The organism is Gelidibacter pelagius, from assembly GCF_017581925.1.
GTDB lineage: Bacteria > Bacteroidota > Bacteroidia > Flavobacteriales > Flavobacteriaceae > Gelidibacter > Gelidibacter pelagius.
In genome coordinates this window covers 139,587-164,127 of the sequence record NZ_JAGEVG010000002.1, presented here as the reverse complement: position 1 = coordinate 164,127, position 24,541 = coordinate 139,587, and the positions used below count along the sequence as shown (strand labels likewise).

General features: G+C 38.3%; 18 protein-coding genes and 1 tRNA gene. 10 read left to right on the top strand and 9 right to left on the bottom strand.

Annotated features, from left to right (window positions below; translation table 11 throughout):
• Positions 1 to 10: 10 nt before the first annotated feature.
• Complete coding sequence (gene nusA / locus J4051_RS02320; RefSeq protein ID WP_208232139.1) at positions 11 to 1,243, bottom strand: transcription termination factor NusA; 1,233 nt, start codon at positions 1,241 to 1,243, stop codon at positions 11 to 13.
• A gap of 12 nt (positions 1,244 to 1,255) precedes the next feature.
• Positions 1,256 to 1,723 carry a ribosome assembly cofactor RimP gene (gene rimP / locus J4051_RS02315; RefSeq protein ID WP_208232138.1) on the bottom strand — a complete coding sequence of 156 codons (468 nt, stop codon included), beginning with the start codon at positions 1,721 to 1,723 and terminating at the stop codon, positions 1,256 to 1,258.
• A 154-nt stretch (positions 1,724 to 1,877) separates the two neighbouring features.
• On the opposite strand from rimP, the gene J4051_RS02310 reads away from it, so the two are divergent.
• Positions 1,878 to 2,702, top strand: coding sequence for a universal stress protein (locus tag J4051_RS02310; protein ID WP_208232137.1), 825 nt, complete (start codon positions 1,878 to 1,880; stop codon positions 2,700 to 2,702).
• A 239-nt stretch (positions 2,703 to 2,941) separates the two neighbouring features.
• Here J4051_RS02310 and J4051_RS02305 read toward each other — a convergent pair.
• Positions 2,942 to 3,014: transfer RNA gene (locus J4051_RS02305), tRNA-Gln, on the bottom strand.
• A 473-nt stretch (positions 3,015 to 3,487) separates the two neighbouring features.
• Between J4051_RS02305 and J4051_RS02300 the strand changes: the two genes are divergently transcribed.
• The 3 genes from J4051_RS02300 (at position 3,488) to J4051_RS02290 (ending at position 8,699) form a co-directional block, all read left to right on the top strand.
• Positions 3,488 to 6,802, top strand: coding sequence for a glycosyltransferase family 117 protein (locus J4051_RS02300; protein WP_208232136.1), 3,315 nt, complete (start codon positions 3,488 to 3,490; stop codon positions 6,800 to 6,802).
• 6 nt (positions 6,803 to 6,808) lie between these two features.
• Positions 6,809 to 7,477 (top strand): polysaccharide deacetylase family protein, encoded by a 669-nt coding sequence (locus tag J4051_RS02295; protein WP_208232135.1) that lies wholly within the window; start codon positions 6,809 to 6,811, stop codon positions 7,475 to 7,477.
• 160 nt (positions 7,478 to 7,637) lie between these two features.
• Positions 7,638 to 8,699: a T9SS type A sorting domain-containing protein gene (locus J4051_RS02290; RefSeq protein WP_208232134.1), complete on the top strand. Its 1,062-nt coding sequence runs from the start codon at positions 7,638 to 7,640 to the stop codon at positions 8,697 to 8,699.
• A gap of 319 nt (positions 8,700 to 9,018) precedes the next feature.
• Here the strand turns inward: J4051_RS02290 and J4051_RS02285 are convergent, their stop codons facing one another.
• Positions 9,019 to 9,315 (bottom strand): thioredoxin family protein, encoded by a 297-nt coding sequence (locus J4051_RS02285; RefSeq protein WP_208232133.1) that lies wholly within the window; start codon positions 9,313 to 9,315, stop codon positions 9,019 to 9,021.
• A 102-nt stretch (positions 9,316 to 9,417) separates the two neighbouring features.
• Positions 9,418 to 10,653 carry a metallophosphoesterase gene (locus tag J4051_RS02280; RefSeq protein ID WP_208232361.1) on the bottom strand — a complete coding sequence of 412 codons (1,236 nt, stop codon included), beginning with the start codon at positions 10,651 to 10,653 and terminating at the stop codon, positions 9,418 to 9,420.
• A gap of 112 nt (positions 10,654 to 10,765) precedes the next feature.
• Between J4051_RS02280 and J4051_RS02275 the strand changes: the two genes are divergently transcribed.
• Positions 10,766 to 13,714: a GH92 family glycosyl hydrolase gene (locus J4051_RS02275; RefSeq protein WP_394368888.1), complete on the top strand. Its 2,949-nt coding sequence runs from the start codon at positions 10,766 to 10,768 to the stop codon at positions 13,712 to 13,714.
• 179 nt (positions 13,715 to 13,893) lie between these two features.
• Positions 13,894 to 15,204, top strand: a complete 1,311-nt coding sequence (locus J4051_RS02270; RefSeq protein WP_208232132.1) for a sugar MFS transporter — start codon at positions 13,894 to 13,896, stop codon at positions 15,202 to 15,204.
• A 150-nt stretch (positions 15,205 to 15,354) separates the two neighbouring features.
• On the opposite strand, the gene J4051_RS02265 is transcribed toward J4051_RS02270, so the two are convergent.
• Complete coding sequence (locus tag J4051_RS02265) at positions 15,355 to 16,767, bottom strand: aldehyde dehydrogenase family protein (protein ID WP_208232131.1); 1,413 nt, start codon at positions 16,765 to 16,767, stop codon at positions 15,355 to 15,357.
• A gap of 174 nt (positions 16,768 to 16,941) precedes the next feature.
• Here J4051_RS02265 and J4051_RS02260 point away from each other — a divergent pair, with 174 nt between their 5' ends.
• Positions 16,942 to 17,211, top strand: a complete 270-nt coding sequence (locus tag J4051_RS02260; protein WP_208232130.1) for a hypothetical protein — start codon at positions 16,942 to 16,944, stop codon at positions 17,209 to 17,211.
• 76 nt (positions 17,212 to 17,287) lie between these two features.
• On the opposite strand, the gene cphA is transcribed toward J4051_RS02260, so the two are convergent.
• On the bottom strand, positions 17,288 to 19,945 hold the full coding sequence (cphA, locus tag J4051_RS02255) for a cyanophycin synthetase (RefSeq protein WP_208232129.1): 2,658 nt from the start codon (positions 19,943 to 19,945) through the stop codon (positions 17,288 to 17,290).
• A gap of 195 nt (positions 19,946 to 20,140) precedes the next feature.
• Between cphA and J4051_RS02250 the strand changes: the two genes are divergently transcribed.
• Positions 20,141 to 20,998 (top strand): cyanophycinase, encoded by an 858-nt coding sequence (locus tag J4051_RS02250; RefSeq protein WP_208232128.1) that lies wholly within the window; start codon positions 20,141 to 20,143, stop codon positions 20,996 to 20,998.
• An 85-nt stretch (positions 20,999 to 21,083) separates the two neighbouring features.
• Here J4051_RS02250 and J4051_RS02245 read toward each other — a convergent pair whose 3' ends face one another.
• Together J4051_RS02245 and J4051_RS02240 are read right to left on the bottom strand one after the other, a co-directional pair.
• Positions 21,084 to 21,437, bottom strand: a complete 354-nt coding sequence (locus J4051_RS02245) for a hypothetical protein (RefSeq protein WP_208232127.1) — start codon at positions 21,435 to 21,437, stop codon at positions 21,084 to 21,086.
• A gap of 6 nt (positions 21,438 to 21,443) precedes the next feature.
• Positions 21,444 to 22,418 carry a polyprenyl synthetase family protein gene (locus J4051_RS02240; protein ID WP_208232126.1) on the bottom strand — a complete coding sequence of 325 codons (975 nt, stop codon included), beginning with the start codon at positions 22,416 to 22,418 and terminating at the stop codon, positions 21,444 to 21,446.
• Between the two features lie 121 nt (positions 22,419 to 22,539).
• On the opposite strand from J4051_RS02240, the gene J4051_RS02235 reads away from it, so the two are divergent.
• Both J4051_RS02235 and J4051_RS02230 read left to right on the top strand, forming a co-directional pair.
• Positions 22,540 to 23,142, top strand: coding sequence for a TetR/AcrR family transcriptional regulator (locus J4051_RS02235; RefSeq protein ID WP_208232125.1), 603 nt, complete (start codon positions 22,540 to 22,542; stop codon positions 23,140 to 23,142).
• The gene (locus J4051_RS02230; protein ID WP_208232124.1) at positions 23,142 to 24,485 is read left to right on the top strand and encodes a TolC family protein; all 1,344 of its coding nucleotides are present in this window, start codon (positions 23,142 to 23,144) and stop codon (positions 24,483 to 24,485) included. The genes J4051_RS02235 and J4051_RS02230 overlap by 1 nt, the downstream gene beginning before the upstream one ends.
• The last annotated feature ends 56 nt before the right edge of the window (positions 24,486 to 24,541 follow it).

The window sequence follows — 24,541 nt, the reverse complement described above, 5'->3', positions numbered from 1 at the left end:
TTAATATGTGTTATTCTTCAAATTCTTCCTTAAGAATTCTGATAACATCTAAAATGGTTTCTTCTTCTAAATCGGTTCTCTTAACCAAATCTTGAACATCTTGTTCCAAGATACTCTTTGCAGTATCTAATCCTGCCTTGCTGAATTCTGCAATGATCCAGCCTTCTATTTCATCAGTAAACTCTGATAATTCAACATCCTCTTCTGCTCCTTCTCTAAACACATCAATCTCATAACCAGTCAGTTGCCCGGCCAAGCGGATATTATGACCGCCTCTACCAATCGCTTTGCTTACCTCTTCAGGCTTAAGCAATACCTCAGCACGCATGGTCTCTTCATTGAGCTTTACAGAGGTTACCCTTGCTGGACTCAATGCTCTAGTGATAAATAACTGAACATTACTAGTGTAGTTGATAACATCAATATTCTCATTGCCAAGTTCTCTAACAATACCATGTATTCTTGAGCCTTTCATTCCCACACAAGCACCAACTGGGTCAATTCTATCATCATAGGAGTCAACCGCTACTTTTGCTTTTTCGCCTGGCATTCTCACCACCTTTTTGATAGTAATCAATCCGTCAAAAACTTCTGGAATTTCCTGCTCGAATAGTTTCTCCAAAAATACTGGAGCTGTTCTTGACATAATGATGGTTGGTTTGTTGCCCTTAAGCTCAACACTTTCTATAATACCCCTTACATTTTCTCCTTTACGGAAGAAATCTGAAGGAATCTGTTTTTCTTTTGGAAGAATGATTTCATTACCATCATCATCTAAAAGAATGATTGCTCGGTGACGAATATGATGTACTTCAGCAGTGTAAATCTCACCAACTAAATCTTTAAATTGCTTATAAAGATTTGTATTATCGTGCTCATGTATTTTAGAGATCAAATTTTGACGAAGCGCCAAAATTGAACGTCTCCCTAAATCGATCAATTTCACGGCTTCCGCCACGTCCTCTCCAACCTCAAAATCAGGTTCTATTTTACGCGCTTCAGACAATTCAATTTCTTGATTCGGATCTTCTACTTCTCCATCAGAAACTACAATTCTATTTCGCCATATTTCCAAATCGCCTTTGTCAGGATTTATAATGATATCAAAGTTATCGTCATCACCATACTTCTTCTTTAATGCATTTCTCAACACATCTTCTAGAATCGCCATCAACGTTACACGATCGATTAATTTATCGTCCTTAAATTCAGAAAAAGAATCAATTAACGCAATATTCTCCATAACTACCTCGAATTAAAATTTTATTATCACTTTAGCCTCTAAAATATCATCATACTTAATTTTAGCCTGCTTATTTACCACTATTTTACCCTTGCCTACAGGTTTGGGTTCCTTCGCCTTCCACTCCAAAGTCACTTCATCGTCATCAACTTCCGTCAACACACCTTCAAACTTTGCATCAGACTTGGCCTTAACGTTCAAAGTTCTGCCAATATTCTTCTTATACTGTCTCTTATTCACCAATGGAGATGTCGCTCCCGCAGAAGCTACATCCAGAGAGAAATCATCCTCTTCCCTGTCCAAGTTATGCTCTATGGCACGACTCATGAACATGCAATCCTCAACAGTGACACCATTATCGCCATCAATAACCACACTGATTTTATTGCCTACACCAATTTTCAGATCGATTAAAAAAAGATCTGATCTTTCTTCCAATCCCCTATCTATTAATGTCTTAACAGCGTTCTCGTTCAGCATTATATTAGTATAAAAAGAGGGGACTTTCATGTCCCCTCGTGTTCTCTTTTATCATTCAGCGGTGCAAATATACGATTTTTTTATTGACTTATCCAAAGGATATAAAGTCGTTTTTTATTATTAAATTTATGTTTCACAAACCACCTTCCTCTCCATGAAAAAGATTCTTGTACCCACCGACTTCTCAGACCAAGCAGAAAATGCCCTAAAAGTTGCTGCTCAGTTGGCAAAAAAACACGGCTCAGAAATTTACCTATTGCACATGCTGGAAATCCCCTTACAGGAAATTGACGCACTAAGCACCCCAAGCGCTTTACCAGAAGCCATGTTTTTCATGAAGCTTGCAGAACAAAAATTTGAAATCTTACTGTCCAAAGACTACCTTAAAGGCATTCAGGTTCATGACATTGTAAAAAACTACCCTTCGTTCAGCAGCGTCATTGACACTTGTCATGAACACAATGTCAATCTGATTGTTATGGGGTCTCACGGCGCCAGCGGTTTAAAGGAGATGTTTATAGGATCCAATGCCGAAAAAGTAGTCAGGACTTCAGACATTCCAGTATTGGTTATTAAAAACAAGCATGTCGATTTTAAAGTCGAACGCTTTGTTTTTGCTTCGGATTTCAAAAAAGACAATAAGGAAACCTACAGACAGGCTACTGAATTTGCACAATCATTTGGAGCGAAAATGCATTTGTTAATGGTCAACACGGCCAATGACTTTCTTTCATCTTCAGAAGCGAAAAATCGCATTGATAATTTCATTAAAGACTATGATTTTAAGGGGTATACCATCCATATATATAATGACGAAAGTGTTGAAAGTGGGATTTTGAATTTCTCAAAAGAAATTGATGCCGATTTAATTGGCATCAGCACCCACGGAAGACAAGGTATTTCGCACTTTTTTAGTGGCAGCATTGGTGAAGATGTGGTCAATCACGCTAATAGACCGGTGATTACCTTCAAGATATAACACATTCCTCACATAAGAAAAATCGGCTAATCCCAAGCAACGAGTAAATCATATTTTAGGAAAATCATGGCACCCCCATGATAAATACATCAAAAATCATTTGGAGAGAAGACCAACAATGAACGACTGAAAAAATAATATGCTATAATATATATTTGCTCAGCATAAACTTCCTGCCCTTCATCTCTCAAAAACAAAAATCCCGACCAAATAAATGGTCGGGATTTTTTGAAAAACTGTTGGCCTACTAGGGCTCGAACCTAGACTCTTCTGGACCAAAACCAGACGTGTTGCCAGTTACACCATAGGCCAATCTCCAATTGAGGATGCAAATTTACTACAATGTTTTATTTTTGCAAATATTTTACATAGAAAAAACGTTATTTTAAACATTCATTAGATAAAAAGAGATAACTCACCAACTGAACCATTCACAATCAACTACTTAATCATTATTCTCAAGGTTAGAAATAGGCATTAGTCACTACTATAATATGTTAATATCCTTATTCCGACTGCAAAAACATCGTATTACTCACTCTTCTTGAATCCGCAGAGCGACAAAGCCAAGACATTCTTAACTGCAACAGTCATAAAAAGCTAAATCCACTCATAAACGTGAGTCACATAAAACAAAATAATGAAATCTTACTTGATAAAAAAATTCAATGCCAAGTTTCAAAGCAATTGATGGATCATTCTTTAATTCCTTAACGTTTACTTAAAAACTTTCCCCTCTTATATATTTATTCTTAAATTCGCCACTCTAATTCAACAAAAAATCTATGAATCATTTCAACTTTAAAAAATGGAATACCATTTTAGGTTGGTTTGTCTTTGCCATTGCATTTACTGTTTATGCACTGACCATTGAACCGACCGTTAGTTTCTGGGATGCAGGGGAATATATATTGACTTCCGCCAAACTCCAGGTAGGCCACCCTCCAGGAGCACCCTTGTTTCAAATGCTTGGTGCCTTCTTTTCAATGTTCGCCCTGGAACCTTCCCAAATTGGAGCTATGTTGAATATGATGAGTGGCGCAGCAAGTGCTTTCACTATTTTATTCATGTTTTGGACCATCACCTTGCTACTTAAAAAAATAGTCAAAACAGATGAAGAATTCACAGACACAAAAAAAATAGCCATTCTTGGAAGCGGACTTGTTGGAAGTTTAGCCTTCACTTTTACTGATTCCTTTTGGTTCAATGCGGTAGAGACTGAGGTTTACGCCATGGCTACGTTAATTATGGCCGTCATGTTTTGGTTGGCTTTACGCTGGGAACAGGAAATGGATACGCCACGTGGCAACCGTTGGCTCATATTAATTGCCTTTGTTATTGGATTGTCCTTCGGGGTACATTTTATGGGCCTTTTGACCATTCCTGCCATCGGGTTAATTTATTATTTTAAGAATTACAAAACCGTTACCGTCACCAATTTTATAGTGGCCAACGTGATTTCTGCTGCTATTTTATTGTTTATTTTTAAACTCTTGCTACCCAATGCGTTAAAAATATTCAGTGCTTCGGAGATTTTCTTTGTCAACAGTCTTGGCATGCCATTTAACTCTGGAACTATTATCGCCTTTATTATTGTCGTTGCGGCCTTCTATTTTGGATTGAAATATACACGAGACCATCAACACCACATCGCCAATACCTTAGTGTTGTGTTTGATGTTCATTTTTATTGGATTTTCATGTTGGTTAATGCTTCCAATACGGGCAAATGCTAATGTCGTTGTCAATGAGAATAACCCTTCAGATGCACGAGAATTATTAGCTTATTATAATTTAGAGCAGTACCCAGAAACCCACCTCTTTTACGGTCCGTTATTCACTGAACAATACACGGGACTTGATGCAAACGAACCTTATATTGATGACAAACCCAATTATGAAAAGGACAAAGCAGCTGGAAAGTATGTGATTGTCAACGATTATAAGAATGCTAAGCAAAATTACAATTCCACTCAAGCCTCCATCTTACCAAGAATGTGGAGTAGTGAAAATGCCGAGAACTACATGATGTTTACCGGTTTGTTAGACTTTAACATAAAAGCAGAATACATGATGGAGTCCCAAATCAGGGATATTGTGGCCGATTTTAGGATGAATGTCAGGGAAGGGCAGATCGATTATAGCGATTATCATAAATTTTTGAAACAATTTGGACAGTATTTAGATATTCAAAAACCTTCCTTGGTACAAAATATAGGCTATATGCTTGAATATCAGTTTGGATATATGTATTGGCGCTATTTTATGTGGAATTTCACGGGTCGTCAGAATGATATTCAAGGAAAATACGACGATTTGAATGGCAACTGGATCAGTGGCATCAAACCTTTTGACGCATGGCATCTTAACATGTCTCAGGACAATTTGCCAAGTGATGTTAAAAACAACAAAGCACGAAACACCTATTACTTCCTTCCTCTTATTTTAGGACTGATTGGTTTCTTATTTTTAATTGGAAGGGATAAAAAGCTATTTTGGACGCTATTGGTCTTTTTCCTAATGACCGGGCTCGCCATTCAATTTTATACCAACGTCAGACCATTTGAACCTCGAGAACGGGACTATTCTGTAGTCGGATCTTTTTATGTATTTGCCATTTGGATAGGTTTTGGGGTCTATGCCATTTTTGATGCGCTTCGAAAATATTCCGCTTCAAAATTTCTGCCTCATGCGATCACAGTGGTATGCTTGATTTTGGTCCCAGGAATCTTGGCAGCCAACAATTGGGATGATCACGACCGATCAGGTAAAAAGACAGCACATGCCATGGCCGTAAAGTATTTGGAATCATGCGCGCCAAACGCTATTTTATTCACCATTGGCGATAATGATACCTTCCCATTGTGGTATGCCCAAGAAATTGAAGGCATCCGAAGAGATGTGAGGGTCATCAACACGAGTCTTTTTCAAACGGACTGGTATATTGACCAAATGAAACGAAAAGCATATACTAGTGACCCCATTCCGTCGCAATTGACACATGAGCAATACCGTTACGGAACACGTGATTACATTGTCGAGAAAGAAATAACCAAAGACACCTTAAGCATTAAAGAGTTCATGGATTTTGTCAGTAGTGACAACCCGCGTACAAAGCTTAAATACGCCTTACAACAAGAAGGAAGAGACATTAGCGGTTACCCGCCGAATATGTTGAACACCAATTATTACCCTACTAAGTCTGTGCGTATTCCGGTAGATAAAGCTTCCGTTTTAGAACATGGCATTGTCAAGGAGAAAGATGCTGATAAGATTGTGGATGATATTGTCATAAAAATCACTGGCGGTGCACTTTATAAACAGAGATTGATGATGTTGGATATTCTGGCCAACAACAATTGGGAGCGCCCAATCTATTTTACGGGCGGAAGTTTTGGTGACGATGATTATATCTGGATGAAGGATTACCTGCAGTTGGATGGCCTATGTTATAAATTAGTGCCAATAAGAACACCAGTGGATAGAGCCAACCCGTTTGATATGGGTCGTGTGGACTCCGAACTGATGTATGACAAAGTGATGTCTTGGAATTGGGGCAACAGCGGCAGTCCTGATATTTACCACGATGTGGAAACCCGTAAAAATGGCATTACCTACAGAGGCAATCTCGCACGTTTAATGGAGCAGTTAATCAATGAAGACCAACCTGAGAAAGCTGAAAAAATAGCAGATTTGGCGATGGAAAAAATGCCGGTTGATTATTTTGGCTATTACACCTTGCTGGAACCTTATATTAGCGGCTATTATGAAGTTGGAAAAATAGAAAAAGCAAGAAAGCTTTATAAAGATGTCACTAAAAAATATCAAGAGAGTTTAACGTATTATAGCGGACTTTCTCTCGAGAACCAAACCCGATATTTAGACGAAATCGTAACGGATATAGAACGCTACAGAAGCTTAGTGGACATTACCGTCGTTTATAACGATAAGGACTTCGCATTGGAAGAAACTGAAAAATTCAACAACTTCCTGCAATTGTTCAAACATTTTATGAGTAGTGATGAACCACGACGCGATGTACCACGCGAAGAACGTGATATCGTGACGGACACAGTAGATGAACTGATTAAATTTGACTAATTTTTTGTGAACCTCATTCCTGTAAGAACACCAAGATTGATCAAAGGCATATTCCCGAACTATATTTGGAATATGCCTCAGGATCAAAAAATAATCTACTTGACTTTTGATGATGGGCCAACGCCAGAAATAACGCATTGGACCTTAAATACTTTAAAAGAATATAACGCCAAAGGCACATTCTTTTGTATTGGCAACAATATTAAAAAACACCCTGAGATATTTTGTAATATTTTAAAGGATGGTCATGCAATTGGGAACCACACCTACTCTCATCCCAAAGGTTGGGCTACCAATAGTGATGTTTATGTAGATCAAGTCAAAAAGACACAGGATATCATCGATTACCAAATTCAAAATTTCAAAATCCAAAATCCAAATTCCAAATCGGAAACACAAAAACTATTTAGACCACCTTATGGACAAATTACTCCTAAGCAAGGCAAGCGTTTATTGTCCTCAGGTTACAAAATTATTATGTGGGATATTTTAGCGTTCGATTGGAAGGATTCTATATCAGTAGAACAATGTGCAAAAAATGTAGTTTCTAAAGCCCGTCCAGGGAGTATTGTCGTTTTTCACGATAGTGTGAAAGCTTCCCGAAACATGATGTTCGCCCTACCAAAGATATTGCACTATTTTAATGAGGCGGGTTTTAAGTTTGAACGTCTATAAATCCATCATAAATTCAAAGTGTCATCATCCGATATTGTTATATTGACACCGCTAAAACTCTACATTTACTTGGGAAAGAAGAATTAACTGAATTCAATTTTTATAAAAAGTAATGCTGACATTTTTCTGATTGCACGATGTGAAGCTAAACATCAATATCATGAAAAAAAATCTTCTCATAATTTTATGTGTATTTATTTGCAGCGCATCGTTTGGCCAAATCACTGAGTTAGTTACTGGAATGACTGATCCCGGCAGGATGATTCTCAGCAGCACATACTTGTATTACACTGACGATGATAGTGTATATCGTTTGGACATTACGGTCCCAAATGCTGTACCAGAGCTTTTAGCGTCAGGATTAGGCAACCCCAATGGCGTGGCTCTAAATATCGAGACCCTTTATATCGCCGAATTTGACGCCTATCAAATCTCTACCTTGGAGCTCACTTCCGGCAATTTTGAGGTGGCGAGATTTGCCACATCCAACAAACCTAATTTTTTACACTGGCATGGCTCTTCTTTGTATGTCTCAAGCAACACTTCAACTTCAAGATACGTCGCCCGATTTGATGATCCAGCTACATCAACAAGTGGCACCTTATTGGCGGCAATTGCTGCTCCTTCAACAACTTTTATTCCTTTTGGAATTGCGGTCTATAATGATAGGACATTATATATTGCCAATGCAGGAACCAATTCTATTGACGTGATTGACCCTTCAACAAAAGATATCACACCTGAACTATTTTTGTCCGGTTTTGAAAAACCTTTGGGCATAAGAATCTATAAAAACATCCTTTATATTGCTGAAAACGATGGCGGAACTATTTCAGCTATTGATCTTACTTCTGCCAACCCCACGAGGATCGAAATATCAAGCAGTATTAACGACCCAATAGATATTGAAGTCAACGATATGGGTGTTTTCATCATGCAAGAGAATCCCAATAGGATCATACTCATAAAAAATACGCTGGGCTTAAATGAATTTGAAACTACTGCCTTAACAGTACATCCAAATCCTTCTTCAGACTATCTGAATATGGGTCAGATTTCGAATACAACGGAATTTATTATTTACGATAGCCTTGGTCAAATGGTGAAAAAAGGATTAGTGGAGCCACATACCAATTCTAAAATCAGAATCAAGGATCTAACATCGGGCATTTATTTTCTCCATTTAAAAAACAACACTCCTATTAAATTTGTAAAAAAATAATCAGGGCATGCTACCATGTAGTCGATCACATTTTATTGGAAGGTTTAACTTTACTTGACCCCTTGATTATGATTTTCAAGAAACCAATATCGCGTAAGTTAATATACTCAAGAATTTGACTTGAAGAACGTGATTACGACGAGCTTCATATATCGATTAATAGCCTTTTACGATTCAAGTAAAGGAGAGAAAAACAAGATGATCTCTTTAATTAAAAGACTTTAGTCAAAAACTATCAATTTAAATCTATTAAGTAAACTTTTTTAATTAAAACCTTGATTAACTTTCAAAAAGAGATTCCTGCGTGTGCAGGAATTTGTCAAATATATTCTTGGAGGATATTAATAAGCGTATCGGCATCTTGCTCTCCGCTATGGCGCCATTTCATCTCGCCTTTTTTATAGATAATAAGTGTAGGCAGACCTTTTACGCGAAGCGCTTCGGCCAGTTCCTTATTCTTATCAACATCTATTTTGATGACTTTTGCCTTGTCTCCAAGAGCAGCAGCTACATCTCTTAACACAGGATGCATTGCAATAGATTGTTCATTCCATTCTGTAAAAAAATCCAACAAAACAGGAATATCGACATCTATGATTTCCCCAAATTTTGACATACATTTTAATGTTTAGATCAAATGTGCTATTACAAACCTACTTATTTTTTTTTTATTAACCTAAAACATACGCAAATAGCTTGTTGATGGGCAATAAGCAGATTATACCACTCTATTTTTTGGACCTTTTTTGAGTTCAATCACCGTTATTTCTGGCCAAATCCCAACCCGACCAGGATAGCCCAAATAGCCAAAACCTCTATTGACATTAATGTATTGTCCTTTTTCTTTATAAATCCCTGCCCAATGTTTGTAACGGTATTTGATAGGACTCCATTTGAACCATCCCGGGATTTCTATGCCAAACTGCATGCCATGGGTATGCCCACTTAGGGTCAAATGGTAATGGTGGTCATCACTAATTACAACCTCGTCCCAATGGCTCGGATCATGGGTCATCAATATTTTGAAATCACCAGGTTGCACGCCTTCCGCAGCTTTACTTAAATCACCAGCTTTCTTAAAACCACCTTTCCCCCAGTTTTCAACCCCCAAAAGCGCAATACGCTGTCCCTTTCGCTCAATAAATCGGTTTTCATTAAGCAGCAGGTCGTAACCCATATCTTTTTGGAGTTGTTTTAATTCTTCAAGATTCTGTGCCTTCTCAGCGGCAGAATCCCAATCAATATAATCACCATAATCATGGTTTCCCAATACGGAAAATACGCCGTCATCCGCCTTTAATTCTGAGAACAAGTCCTTCCAAGGTAGTAACTCGGTGCTTTTATTGTTGACCAAATCTCCTGTAAACAAAATGACATCAGATTTTTGCTCCTTGACCATGTTCACAGCACGCTCGACTTCTGGTCGGTTGTCAAAACTCCCCGAATGGATATCGCTAATATGGGTAATCCGGTACCCATCAAACGCTTCAGGCAAATCATCAAATTGCAAAGTATGCTTAATGACTTTATAATTATACTTACCCTTATACATACCGTAAAGCATGGCAGCAAAAGGGATTGCCGCTATCCCAACAGCTACCCCGCTAATAAACTTGCGTCTTGAAGCCATATGGAATGAGCTCTTCGAAGTAAAAAGCTTCGTATATATTCCCATAAAAGATCGTACAATATCCTCACCAAACAGGAAGATAATTAAGACCAAATTAAAAAGCATGAAGGCCAAAATAAATCCGAAAGCGTAGCTTTTTGAAGGCGACAGCACCCGTCCTCCAGACCCCATACTAAACTGAATGATTAAATTCCCTGCTATGATAATGGCAATTGCAATAAATACATAGTGAAACCAGGCATTTCTGGTGATGGTCCTAATGGCCTGAAATCCATATAAGGTGATAAGAATATAAAATATGGTAAATAATACCCATCGCAACATAAGAGCAGTTTTCTTCAAAGATAAATGATTTAAGCCGGTATTAAAATGTTGCAATAAAATTTAACCGTCCCTTAAGATTTAGTATATTTCCGCAGCAAAATCAATCCCTTAAATGATGAAGTCATTTTTTTTAGCTTTTACGGCCCTATTTCTACTAATAGGCTGTTCTGATCATCCTAAAACAACCCCAGCTAAAAAAGATAAATCTTTAGTCTCCTTGGTCAATCCTTTTATTGGTACTGGTGGTCATGGTCATACCTATCCAGGCGCAACCATGCCTTTTGGAATGATGCAATTAAGTCCTGACACCCGTCTTGACGGTTGGGATGGCGCTTCCGGATATCATTATAGTGATGAATATATCTACGGTTTCTCTCACACCCATCTCAGTGGTACAGGTGTCAACGATTATTGCGACATCTTGCTCATGCCCACCAATGAAGTAGTCTTCAACAATGGCAGTGACGGAAAAAAAGGCTATCGCTCTAAATTCTCCCACGACAATGAAAAGGCTGAACCTGGTTATTACCAAGTCCATTTGGAAGATACCGATATCAACGTAGAGTTAACGGTTTCAGAGCGCAGTGGCGTCCATAAATACCAATTTCCAACAGCAAAAAATCAGATTATCGTTTTAGATTTAGAGCATCGTGATCAGTTATTGGCCTCAAAAATCAAACAAACTTCAAGAACCGAAATTACTGGGTATCGCCACTCTAAAGCTTGGGCTAGCAATCAGAAATTGTTCTATTACATAAAATTCTCGCACCCTATGTCGGTTGATTTAATTGCGAGAAAACAGAAATTGACACATAAAAAGGCAGTTTTTCAATTTGACAATCCTAAAAACGAACCTGTTTACGTAAAAATAGGCATCAGCGCGGTTGATGAAGAAGGCGCCAGAAAAAACTTAGAAGCTGAAATCGGTGACAAAGCCTTCGACGAAGTAAAGGAAAAAGCACAAACCGTTTGGGAAAATCAGTTGGAGAAAATCATCATTGAAACTGAAAACCAAGAGCATAAAATAAATTTCTATACGGCTTTGTACCACACCATGATTGTACCTAATCTCTACCAGGATGTAGATGGACGCTACAGAGGCATGGATATGAAAATTCACACTACCAAAGATTTCCAATACTATACCGTGTTTTCACTATGGGACACCTATCGGGCAGCACATCCTTTATACACCATCATAGAACGTAAGCGTACCAGCGATTTCGTCAACACGCTTCTTGCAAAGTATGATGAAGGTGGTATCTTACCCATGTGGGATTTAAGTGCCAACTACACGGGCACCATGATTGGTTATCACGCAGTTCCTGTGATTGCTGATGCCTATTTAAAAGGGATAAAAGGTTTTGATGCTGAAAAAGCGTTTAAAGCGATGAAACATTCGGCCAACCAAAATCATCTGGGATTACAATCTTATAAAGAATTGGGTTTTATCCCTGTTGAGGAAGAAGGCGAATCCGTCTCTAAAACTTTGGAATACGCCTATGACGATTGGACCATTGCAAAAATGGCCCATGCTTTGGAGAAAGTAGACGATTACGAAATCTTCATGAAACGTGCGCAAAATTATAAGAACGTTTTTGACCCCGAAACAAAATTCATGAGAGGCCGCTACAAAAACACGTGGTTTGCGCCTTTTGATCCCTACGAAGTCAATTTCAACTACACCGAAGCCAATGCCTGGCAATACAGTTTTTATGTGCCGCAGGATGTTTCTGGACATATAGAACTGTTAGGAGGAAAAGAGGTATTAGAGGCACAATTAGACAGTTTGTTTAGCGCCAATGCTTCCACTTCAGGGCGTGATATGGTAGATATTACAGGACTTATCGGTCAATATGCGCATGGCAATGAACCCAGCCACCATATGGCCTATCTCTATAATTTTGTCAATAAACCACATAAAACCCAAGAGAAAGTCCATCAAATTTTGACCGAGCTCTATAAAAATGAACCGGATGGCATTGCTGGAAATGAGGACTGCGGACAAATGAGCGCTTGGTATGTGTTCTCTTCCATGGGTTTTTATCCAGTTACACCAGGTTCCAATCAGTATATTATTGGAACGCCGTTATTTGACAAAGCCACAATCAATCTTGAGAATGGGAAAAACTTCACCATTAAGGCTTTTGATCTTTCTGATGAAAACAAATACATTGATTACGTCAGACTCAATGGCAGTAAGTTGCGCAATAGTTATATTTCTTCGAAGGATATTCTGTCTGGTGGTATTCTGGAATTTTATATGACCGATTCACCTTCTGATTGGGGAAGTGACGACGATGACGCGCCAACCACATCCATAGACTACTTTAAAATAGTTCCAGCTCCTTTTATTGCAAAAGGTGAAATCGCCTTTAAAGGTGAAACTGAAGTTGTTTTAGAAAATGCCCAAAAAGAAACGGCTATTTTTTACACCTTAAACGATTCCATTTACCTCAAATACGAAGAACCATTTATCATTTCAGAACCGTCAACCCTAAAAGTGTATTCTGAAAAAGATGATGAAAGAAGCGCGACTATTGCTACCGATTTTCACAAAATTGATCCTAACAGAGCGATAGAGCTCAAAACGAATTATGCCACCCAATATAGTGCTGGTGGAACTAACGCCTTGATTGACGGCTTGCGAGGATCCAAGGACTTTCGGGGAGGCGCGTGGCAAGGCTATGAAGATAAAGATGTCATTGCTGTTATCGATTTAGGTGAGGAACAGATTGTTCAATCTGTTTCGGTCAATTTTTTACAGGATCAACGTTCCTTTATTTTCTATCCCACCGAAGTTTTATGTTATATTTCAACCGATAATCAAAATTATCAATTGGCAGGAAAACAAAGCATTAATGCGGTTAAACGTTCGGAAGAAGTTAAAATAAAGACAAATACTTTCGACTTAAAAGATAAAAATGCAAAATACGTTAAAGTCGTTGCTAAAAAATTGGACAGACTTCCTAGATGGCATGCGGGTTATGAAGATAAGGGCAAAAGCTGGATATTTGTGGATGAGATTGGGATTCAGTCTTCAGTAGACAGTCTTCAGTAGGCAGTCTTCAGTAGGCAGTCTTCAGTAGGCAGTCTTCAGTAGACAGTCTTCAGTAGACAGTCTTCAGTTGGCAGTTGGCGATAAAAACGTAACAAGCATCATTATATTTAAAAAATTTAAACTTTGAACTCTGAACTCATAACTTTGAACTCTGAACTTAATACCTTGAACAATACATTATGAACCAACAAAAATCCTATCGTTCCTCCTTTATATTATTGACCATATTGTTTTTCCTTTGGGGATTTATTACCGTTTTGGTAGATTCTCTTATTCCTCGCCTTAGGGAGTTATTCACGCTCACTTATTTTCAAGCAGGTATGGTTCAATTTGCCTTTTTTGGTGCATTTTTTTTACTGTCTATTCCAGCGAGTTATATTCTCACCAAAATCGGCTATAAAAAAGGGATTATTTTAGGTTTATGTACAATGGCACTAGGCTGTTTGTTGTTCTATCCAGCAGCGTCTTACAGAATGTTTGGAATTTTCATGGTAGCTTATTTTATATTGGCGGGTGGGATTACAATTTTACAAGTGGCTGCTAATCCTTATGTAGCGGTTTTAGGAAGTGAAGATGGCGCTTCAAGCCGTTTGAACTTATCACAAGCATTCAATTCCTTAGGAACTGCTATTGCCCCAGTTATAGGAGCCTTGTTTATTCTAAGTGATAAAATTAAGACAACTGATGAAATCGCTATTTTAACCGATTCTGAAAAAGGTCTTTATTTGGCCACAGAGGCTTCTGCAGTTCAAACACCATTTTTAGGTTTGGCAATTTTCATCTTTATCATTGCAATAGGCTTCTACTTTTCAAAACTACCAAAACTGATCAATGAAACTGCAGTAGGATCCTACAGAGATGCATTAAAGCATAAAAATCTAGTGATGGGAATTATTGGCATCTTCTTTTACGTTGGTGCTGAAGTAGCCATTGGAAGCTATTTGGTCAATTACTTTTTAGATATGAATATGGTGGAAGTCATTAAACAAAATGGCTTTATGAAGTCTATCGTGGAAGGCATTCTAAGCACAGGCATCACCGAAAGTGACGACAAAGCCATTGTTGGTGTCTTTGTCACCTTCTATTGGTCTGGTGCCATGATCGGCCGATTTGCAGGCGCCTATCTGACAAGAATTATAAAACCAGGAAAAGTATTGGGCATTTTTGCAACCATTGCCATCACCTTGATTTTGATTTCCATAAGCACCACAGGCTTAGTGAGCATGTGGAGTATTTTAGCGGTAGGGCTGTTCAACTCGATCATGTTCCCAACGATTTTTACTTTGGCCATTGATGGAATAGGCTCATTGAAACCCAAAGCTTCAGGAATGTTATGCACAGCTATTGTTGGAGGTGCGGTCATTCCGCCAACGTTTGGTTATTTAACGGATCAAATCGGATTCAAATCGGCATTGTTTTTTGTGATTCTGTGCTACACTTATATTCTTTACTACGGATTTAAAAACAGTAGAAAGCAGGTGAAGATTTAAAAACAATGCAACACAATCACTGAAAACTATGACCGTTAATTGAGACTGCCAACTGCGGATTAACAAGCTATTTCACAAAGTTGTAAAAAGAAGCACGAAGGTTTCACAAAGAATTCATTAAGTTAAATTATTGAAGCCTAAGGCTCTCCATCAAAACCACTTCAAAGTCAAATCCACCAGCTTCTGTTTAAAATTGGAATAAGGCGGCAGCAAGAAATCCGTAGCTCCAAGCGTATGTTGTTTCATCATGGCACGCCGGTTGGAAAACGCTTCAAATCCATGGAATCCGTGCGCTTTCCCGATACCACTGTTATTACTTCCTCCAAAAGGCAGATTATGATTCAAGAACTGAAGCAGGTTATGGTTCACGCAGCCACTTCCTGCACGTGTATTATTCATGATAAAATCAATATTCTTTTTGGATTTGCTATAAATGTATAGTGCTAAAGGCTTCTCTTTAGAATTGATATAATTGACCGTTTCTTCAATATTTGAATAAGTTTTCACTGGTAGAATCGGTCCGAAAATCTCATCCGTCATCAACTTGGAGTCTTCTGGCATATCAAATATCAAAGTGGGTTCTATATAATTATCGCTTGCATTATAACTGCCTCCTGAAGCAATATCACTCTTATTTAGTTTTGCTTCTTCAATATAAGATACCAGACGTCCAAAATGTTTTGGATTGACAATTCTTGAATATGATTCTGAGCTTTTAACATCTTCTGAATAAAACTCTGCAATTTTAGATTTAAAAAGTGTTGTAAACTCGGCTTTCAGATCTGCTTTCAAAAGCACATAGTCAGGTGCAATACAGGTTTGTCCCGCATTGGTGAATTTCCCATAAATAATTCTTTTGACTGCTGTTTCAAGATTGGCAGAATCATCAATAATGGTGGGAGACTTCCCTCCCAGTTCCAAAGTTACAGAGGTCAAATGCTCTGATGCCGCTTTCATCACAATTTTGCCAACTTGGGGCGAGCCTGTAAAAAAGATATGATTGAAAGGGAGCTTCAGCAATTCTTCTGACACCTCAACTTCCCCTTCTATAAGCGCGACTTCATCATCAGTGAACAATTCTGTTACAATATCTGCCATCACTCCTGAAGCATTAGGTGTCATTTCAGAAGGTTTTATAATAACAGTATTACCCGCAGCGATTGCCGAAACCAAGGGTCCAAAAGTGAGATTAATGGGAAAGTTCCAAGGCGAGATAATTAAGCAAACACCTTTAGGTTCATATTTAATATAAGACGACGCACCAAGTAATGCTAACGGCGTACCCACTTTTTGATCTTTCAGCCAAGACTTCAGATTGCTTTTGGCAAATTTAATTTCGCTCAACACCGGATAAATTTCCGTGAGGTCTGTCTCTAAAAAAGGCTTTTTGAAATCGGCGTACATCGCGTCCCTGATCTTTTGCTTATAGCTAAACTCTAAGGCATTCCTTAGCGCTTCCAGTTTTTTGATGCGTTCTTTATAGGTGGAATTTCCTATCTTAAACTGATTTACCTTTTGTCGATTGAACAGGTCACTGAACTTATTATCTATATATCGTGTCATTGGTCGCAAACGTATTTATTGGGCTGTGAGCCTCATTTATGTATTTCATCGATGATTTTTGAGCGATATTTCATATCAACCGTTTATCGATGTTCTATATCTAATATATTCTATTTTATTTACATTGTGTTGTTTCTTTGTGCTATCGATTAATCCAAACGCCTCGTTGACATCATGAAAAAACTTATAATTCTTATTGTTCTAATCACTTTACCAGTATTATCTTTTGGTCAAAATGCTTCTAACGATACCGTAAAACAAAATGATATAATTACCATTGAAGCAGTTAGCATTCAACAAATCACAGAAAACAAAACAGCTTTTGCTATAATTACAAAAAACGAAGTAACCGAATTAAGCTACAAGAAAAGTATTGATCTCATTAGCATCAAAGCTTACAGAAGAAGTCTTCAAATTAGAACCAAGGAGGTAAAAACCTGCTAATTACAAATCCATAAAATATCCATTACTTATATTTACCAATCGAGGCATTTCTTAATTTGAAATGCCTCGATTTTTTTTATTTGTTTGGGATGTCCTTCGTAGAAAACTCATAGAGTAAATTAGCTTCTTCTTCTTTCAGCTTTTGTACAAGCTCCAAAGCATCAGGAATGACATCACTACATATCACGATCAAAGCATCTTTTTTCGCATTCTTGATAGCGAAGCTCGTCGCCTCTTTTTCATTGGGAATTATGGTCGTCTGCTTATTTGGATCTATTCTTTTAATGCCCTTATCAAGCATATTGATCAATTCAGTATCTGAACGGCCTCTTAAGTTTTTATCCTGACGAATGATGATTTCGTCAAACATCTCAGCAGCAATACTACCAATTTCAAGTGTATCCCCTTCTCGCCTATCACCAACTCCTGCAATGATTCCAACTTTGACACTCGCGTCAATATTTTCAATAAACTTTTGCAATGCACGCATTCCGGCCGGATTGTGGGCGTAATCCAAAAGCACCTGAAAATCTTTAAATTGAAACAGGTTCAGTCGCCCAGGAGTCTGTGCTGGAGATGGGATAAAAGTCTCTAAAGCCACTTTCATTTCATCAATTGTAAACTTTTGGATATAGGCTGTAAGAACTGCTGGTAAAACATTTTGGATCATAAAGGTAGCGCGTCCACCATAAGTCAACGGCACATTAACCGCTTTGAGGATACGCATTTTCCATTCGCCACGGCACACGGTAATAAAGCCATTCTCATAAACTGCAGTAATGCCTCCTAACTTTTGCATGGCTTTAATCCGCGGATTATTTTCATCCATGGAAAATAACGCTACGTTACAGTTCACACTGCGCCGCATTTCATAAACCAAATCATCATCAGCATTTAAAATGGCATAGCCGTCTGGCGAAACCGTTTCAGGAATTACCCCTTTGACCTTGGCCAGTTGCTCGATGGTATGAATCCCCTTTAGACCCAGATGGTCGGCTGCAACGTTAGTTACAATACCAATATCACAATTATGAAAACCTAATCCCGCTCTTAAAAGTCCGCCTCTGGCACTCTCTAAAACGGCAAAGTTGACCGTTGGATCCTTTAATACAAACTCTGCACTTGCAGGACCTGTACAATCGCCCGTCATCAACAATCTATTTTGAATATAAATGCCATCACTCGTGGTGTACCCCACTTTGAGTCCTTTCATTTTTGCCATGTGTGCAATAAGTCGCGTGGTAGTCGTTTTTCCATTGGTTCCAGTCACTGCTACTATAGGAATTCTACCATTTGTTCCGAGTGGAAACAATTTATCAATCACAGGGGCAGCCACATTTCGCGGCAATCCGGAAGTAGGTGCCAAGTGCATCCTAAAGCCTGGTCCTGCATTGACTTCCAATACAGCTCCTCCAGTTTCTTCAAGGGGTTTACTGATATCTGTAGTCATGATATCAATACCACAAATGTCCAGATCAATGATTTTAGAAATACGCTCTACCATAAATACGTTGGCAGGATGTACGATGTCTGTCACATCTTCTGCCGTACCTCCCGTACTTAAATTGGCAGTATCCTTCAAAATAAGACGTTCATCTTTCTTGAGAACGCTGTCCAAAGTGTAACCACTTGCCGTGATGAGACCCATGGTCAAATCATTGACGGTTATTTGCGTCAACACATTTTCATGACCATAACCACGACGCGGATCTTTATTAACCTCATCTATGAGCTCTTGTATTGTAGAACTACCATTACCAATCACATTTGCTGGTGTTCTCTTGGCTGCTGCCACCAAAATATTATTGATCACCAACAAACGGTAGTCTTCACCTACAATATATTTTTCAAGAATAATAGCACCACTTTTAGAGCTTTCCTTAGCACTTCTAAAAGCTACCAAGGCATCTTCAACATTTTGAATGTTTACGGTAATGCCGCGACCATGATTACCATCCACAGGTTTCACAACCAAAGGAAATCCAACATATCTGCAAGCCCCTTCAACACTGCTCTCTCTTCTAATAATATCACCTCGTGGTGTTTGTACTTCCGCTTGCTCTAAAAGATATTTGGTATCTTCTTTGTCACAGGCTAATTCTACACCAATACTACTGGTTTCACTGGTGACGGTGGCTTGTATGCGTTTTTGATTGGAACCATAGCCCAATTGGCATAAGGAATATTTATTCAAACGGATCCACGGGATACCTCTTGAAGCAGCTTCTTCTACAATAGACCCTGTACTTGGTCCCAGTCGTTCAGATTCGCGTAATTCCCGCATGCGCTGGATATCATCGGTCAAGTCATAAGGTTCTCCTGCAATGAGCGCCTCACAAATAGCGACAGATATTTTTGCCGCATATCTTCCAACAGATTCTTCCATATAGGCGAAGACCACATTATAAACGCCTTTTTCACCATAACCCCTTGTGCGTCCAAAACCAACATCCATTCCTGCCAGGGTTTGAACTTCCAAGGCAATATGTTCAATAACATGTCCCATCCAAGTACCTTCCTCCACACGTTGAAAAAAACCACCAGCTGTCCCAACAGAACAACGATGCCCATACATCGTTGGAAACATAGCTTCCAAACGATCCTTAAAGCCTTCGATTTTATTAGATGGACGCTCCTCCATTTCTTCAAGATCCAGCACCATAACTATTAATTTATGGCGGCGTACAGACCAATAATTGGGGCCTCTCATTGCATTAATCTCGCGTATTTTCATCTAATATCAGGATTTTGGTGGTTAAACTCTATGGTCGTAAGGATGCTTTTATACTATTATATTAAAGGAAACACAAGGTCTAAGTCATAATTCTAACGGCTTCATATCTTTTCTTTTGTGCACATTTCATAAATATAGAATTAATTTCTATTAATTAAGTTTAATTTTGCTAATTGCTAATCATAAGTATTTAGAATGACAGTGAAAGGAACATTGATCCCCATTGGTGGAAATGAAGATAAAGGAAAAAACGAAAGCGAAAAGCATATCCTTGAGTTTATTGATGAAGGTATTTTGTACCATGTAAAACAACAAGCTGGCGGTAAGGATGCCAATATTGTGGTGATTCCGACGGCCTCCAGCATCCCAGAGGAAGTAGGCGAAAATTACCTTTCTGCTTTTACCGATTTAGGCTGTGAAAATGTGACTGTTTTGGACATTAGAAGCAAAAAAGATTCCGAAAGCCAAAGAGCTATTGATCTAGTTAAAGCCGCCAACTGCATAATGTTTTCTGGCGGTAATCAATCAAAAATTACCAACAAAATTGGTGGTACTACCATACATAAGATAATGATGGAGCGGTTTCAAAACGAAGTTGGTTTTGTCATTGCCGGTACAAGTGCAGGTGCTATGGCCATGGGGAGAGAAATGATAGCCGGAGGTCGTGCGACGGAAGCTTTTGTCAAAGGAGCCGTGACGATGTACAAAGGTTTGGGTTTCGTTCCTGAACTTCTAATTGACACCCATTTTATCCAACGTGGCCGGTTTGGACGCATCACTGGTGCAATCGCTAAATTCCCAAATCTTCTCGGTATCGGATTAGCTGAGGATACAGGATTGATTATTAAAAATGGAAAATGTCTTGTGATAGGATCAGGGATGGTAATTGTTTTTGATGGGCACCATATCACCCACAACAAGGAGAAAATACTGGATGACGGCACACCCATGACCATTGCAAATTTAACTGTGCATGTACTTTCTAATGGTGACAGGTATTATATTGATGAACGCATGGTCAACGTGTTGCCGATTGAGGCTGATTTCATTTAATGGAACGCTGATGACGCGGATTTAACAGATTGACACTGATATTTTATCACGAATCTACAGTTCCATTCGGGCAGATGTGGCTGATTCAAGAACTGAACTTATTTCTATAATACACTTTTTGCCATTCTCGTTTAAGGATTAACAACGTGACGTTTTCTGATAACTGAAGTGCATCATTACCATCCAATTGCTTTATTTCCTCTTCGGAAACATCAACTATATATAGCAAGTTCAGATATTCCATGAATTTATGCTGAATGAGACGGTAAACCTCTTCGTGCAAAAGCAACCTCAAACTTGTAGGTAAAACTTCAGAATCAAATTCTAAATCCACATTAGCCAATGCCAAATCCTTATTGAGCTGCCCCACAAGTTTTCCATAAAGCTCCCATTTATTCGCCTTATCCATCAAATCGTCAAACGTTTTCAGATCTTCCATTGCACCTTAAACCCTTCTGTTCATTAAATCATCGCCAAATACTTTCAAAGCTTCCTTCTTATTTTCGGGAATAGATAGTTTATCCAACACCGTAAATGCCTTTTTTGTATAACTTTCAATTTCGTTGCGCGTGGCATTTGCCGAACCGCTCGATTGGAAAATTTGTTTTACAGTTTCAATTTTATCTGTAGGATCTGTCGGAGTGATCCCAAACAAATGTTGCAGTTCCAATTTATCTTCATCATTAGAAAACTCTAAAGCTTTAATGAATAGATAGGTTTTCTTGTTTTCAATAATATCACCACCAACCTGCTTCCCAAAGGTTTCCGGATCACCAAAAGCATCCAAATAATCATCCTGAAGTTGGAATGCTATGCCCAATAAACGTCCAAATTCATATATATAATTTTGATCCTCTTTTGATGCCGAAGCCACTATGGCGCCCATTTTCATTGCGGCACCAACCAATACCGCAGTTTTGAATTCAATCATTTTAAGATATTCCCCTACAGAAACATCCTCTCTTGTTTCAAAATCCATGTCATATTGCTGACCTTCGCAAACTTCCAAGGCGGTTCTACTAAATAGTTTTGCCAAGGCCTGAAAGGTTGTCGCGTCATAGCGTTCAAAAAGTTGATACGCCAAAATAAGCATGGCATCTCCTGACAAAATCCCGGTATTGATATCCCATTTCTCGTGAACTGTTGGTTGGCCACGACGCAATGGGGCTGAATCCATAATATCATCATGGATCAAAGAAAAGTTATGAAAAATCTCAACACTTAGCGCAGCATCGAGCGCATTTTTATAATCGTCATTAAACGCCTCCGCGGTCATTAATGTCAAAATCGGTCGCAGGCGTTTACCTCCCAAATCTAAAATATATAGTATAGGATCATATAATGAGGCAGGCTCTTTTGATCGGACATTTTCTTCTAAATAGGAAACAAAAGCAGTGTGGTAATAAGAGATTTTTTGCATAGGACAAAAATAACACAAATAGCCTAAGGAAAACAAACCTAAAATTCAATATTAAAAATATATTAAACTTTGGAAACTTTTTTTGTTTTTAAAGTTTCCTGTTGTATTTTTGCGCCCCATTATGCGAGAAAAAATTATAAATAAAGCTACAGAATTGTTTTTGACCCTTGGTTTCAAAAGTGTCACCATGGATGATATAGCCAATGAATTAGGCATCTCTAAGAAAACAATTTACGTACATTTTGAGAACAAGACCAAATTGGTGGAGTCCTCAACCTTAGAAATGTTTGAACTCATTTCACATGGTATTGATTGCATTTGTCAATTGCAGAAAGATCCTATCGAAGAAATTTACGACATAAAGAAGCTGGTGATGGAGCATTTAAAAAATGAAAAATCGTCTCCATATCACCAATTACAAAAATATTATCCTAAAATCTTTAATTCCTTAAGGTCAAAACAATACCGTTTGATGGAAGATTGTGTTGCAGACAATTTGAAGCGCGGAATTGCTCTTGGACTTTATAGAGATAATTTAGAAATCGACTTTATTTCCAAAATGTATTTCAACTCTATAATGGCGTTAAAGGATAAGCAACTATTTCCGTTAAAAAACTTTTCCATGACCTCCCTTATGAATCTTTATCTCGAATATCACGTCCGGGGCATTTGCACACCAAAAGGTCTGGACGCACTCACAAAAACCATCAACAATCAAATCTAATGAGAAACAAGTTTTATACACTTTTACTGATTCTTACCCCCTTCCTTGTCTTCTCGCAGGAGGTGCCGACAACGTTCAGCTTACAGGAAGCCATCGACTTTGCCCTTAAAAATAATCGGAGAGCCATCAACTCCCAGCGGGATATTGAAGCTGCAAAAGCGCAAAAATGGGAAACAACAGCCAGTGGGTTACCTCAAATAAATGCTTCAGTTGAATACCAAAACTTTCTGAAACAATCGGTTCAAGTTATTCCAGCAGAGTTTTTTGGTGGGAACCCAGGAGAATTTGCCGAAGTCATTTTTGGGACCAAACAAAACATGAACGCTACCGCTACTTTAAGTCAACAAATTTTTGATGGTTCTTATCTGGTCGGCTTACAAAGCGCTAAAGTATTTTTGGAGATTTCACAGAACGCTAACACTAAAACAGAATTAGAAGTCAGAAAAGCTGTAATCAACGCTTATGGCAATGTATTGTTAGCTGAAGAAACCATTGAAATTTTAGATCGCAACCTACAAGTGCTACAAAAAAACCTCAACGAAACCACAAAAATCTTTGAAAACGGATTGGGAGAGGAAGAAAACGTAGAACAGCTTCAAATTACACTGTCAGGTATTGAAAGTAGTTTAAAAAACGCCACCAGGATGAAAACATTGGCTTACCAAATGCTCAACATGACCCTTGGCTTGGAAATCAACTGGCCGACTGTTATAAGCGATGATCTGGAGCGATTGACCCAAGAACACATTTCTTTAAGCCTGTTGGATGCTGAAGTGAATGTTGAAAACACTATTGATTATCAAATAGCAGAGAATGATAAAGTGTCAAAAGAGCTTTTAGTGAAATTAGAAAAAAGTAAGGCTTTACCAACGCTCACCAGTTTTATCAATGGTGGCTATTCAGCGTTTACCGATGAGTTTACCTTTATGGACAAAGATCAAAAGTGGTTTGGGTCTTCGCTTTTTGGTGTCAGTCTTAACATTCCAATTTTTAGTTCTGGAATGCGTAGTGCAGCGACACAACGCGCACAGATAAATTTGGAAAAATCAAAAACCGATCTTATTGAAAAAGAACAGAACATTCAATTTGAGATTGCCGCTGCGAAAAGCGATTATCAATTCGCCATTGAAGATTATGACAATAAAAAACAAAATTTAAAGCTTGCTGAGCGTATAGAAGCAAAAAATCAAATTAAATTTTTTGAAGGTATTTCCTCAAGTTTTGATTTACGCCAGGCTCAAACACAATTATACGCAGCACAACAGGAGTTATTGCAAGCCATGTTGGATGTTATAAATGCCAAGGCCGAATTGGAGACGGCTTTGAATGTGGTAAACAATTAACCGCAAAGAACGCAAAGAACAACACTAAACATTACAACACCTTAATCCATTAAATC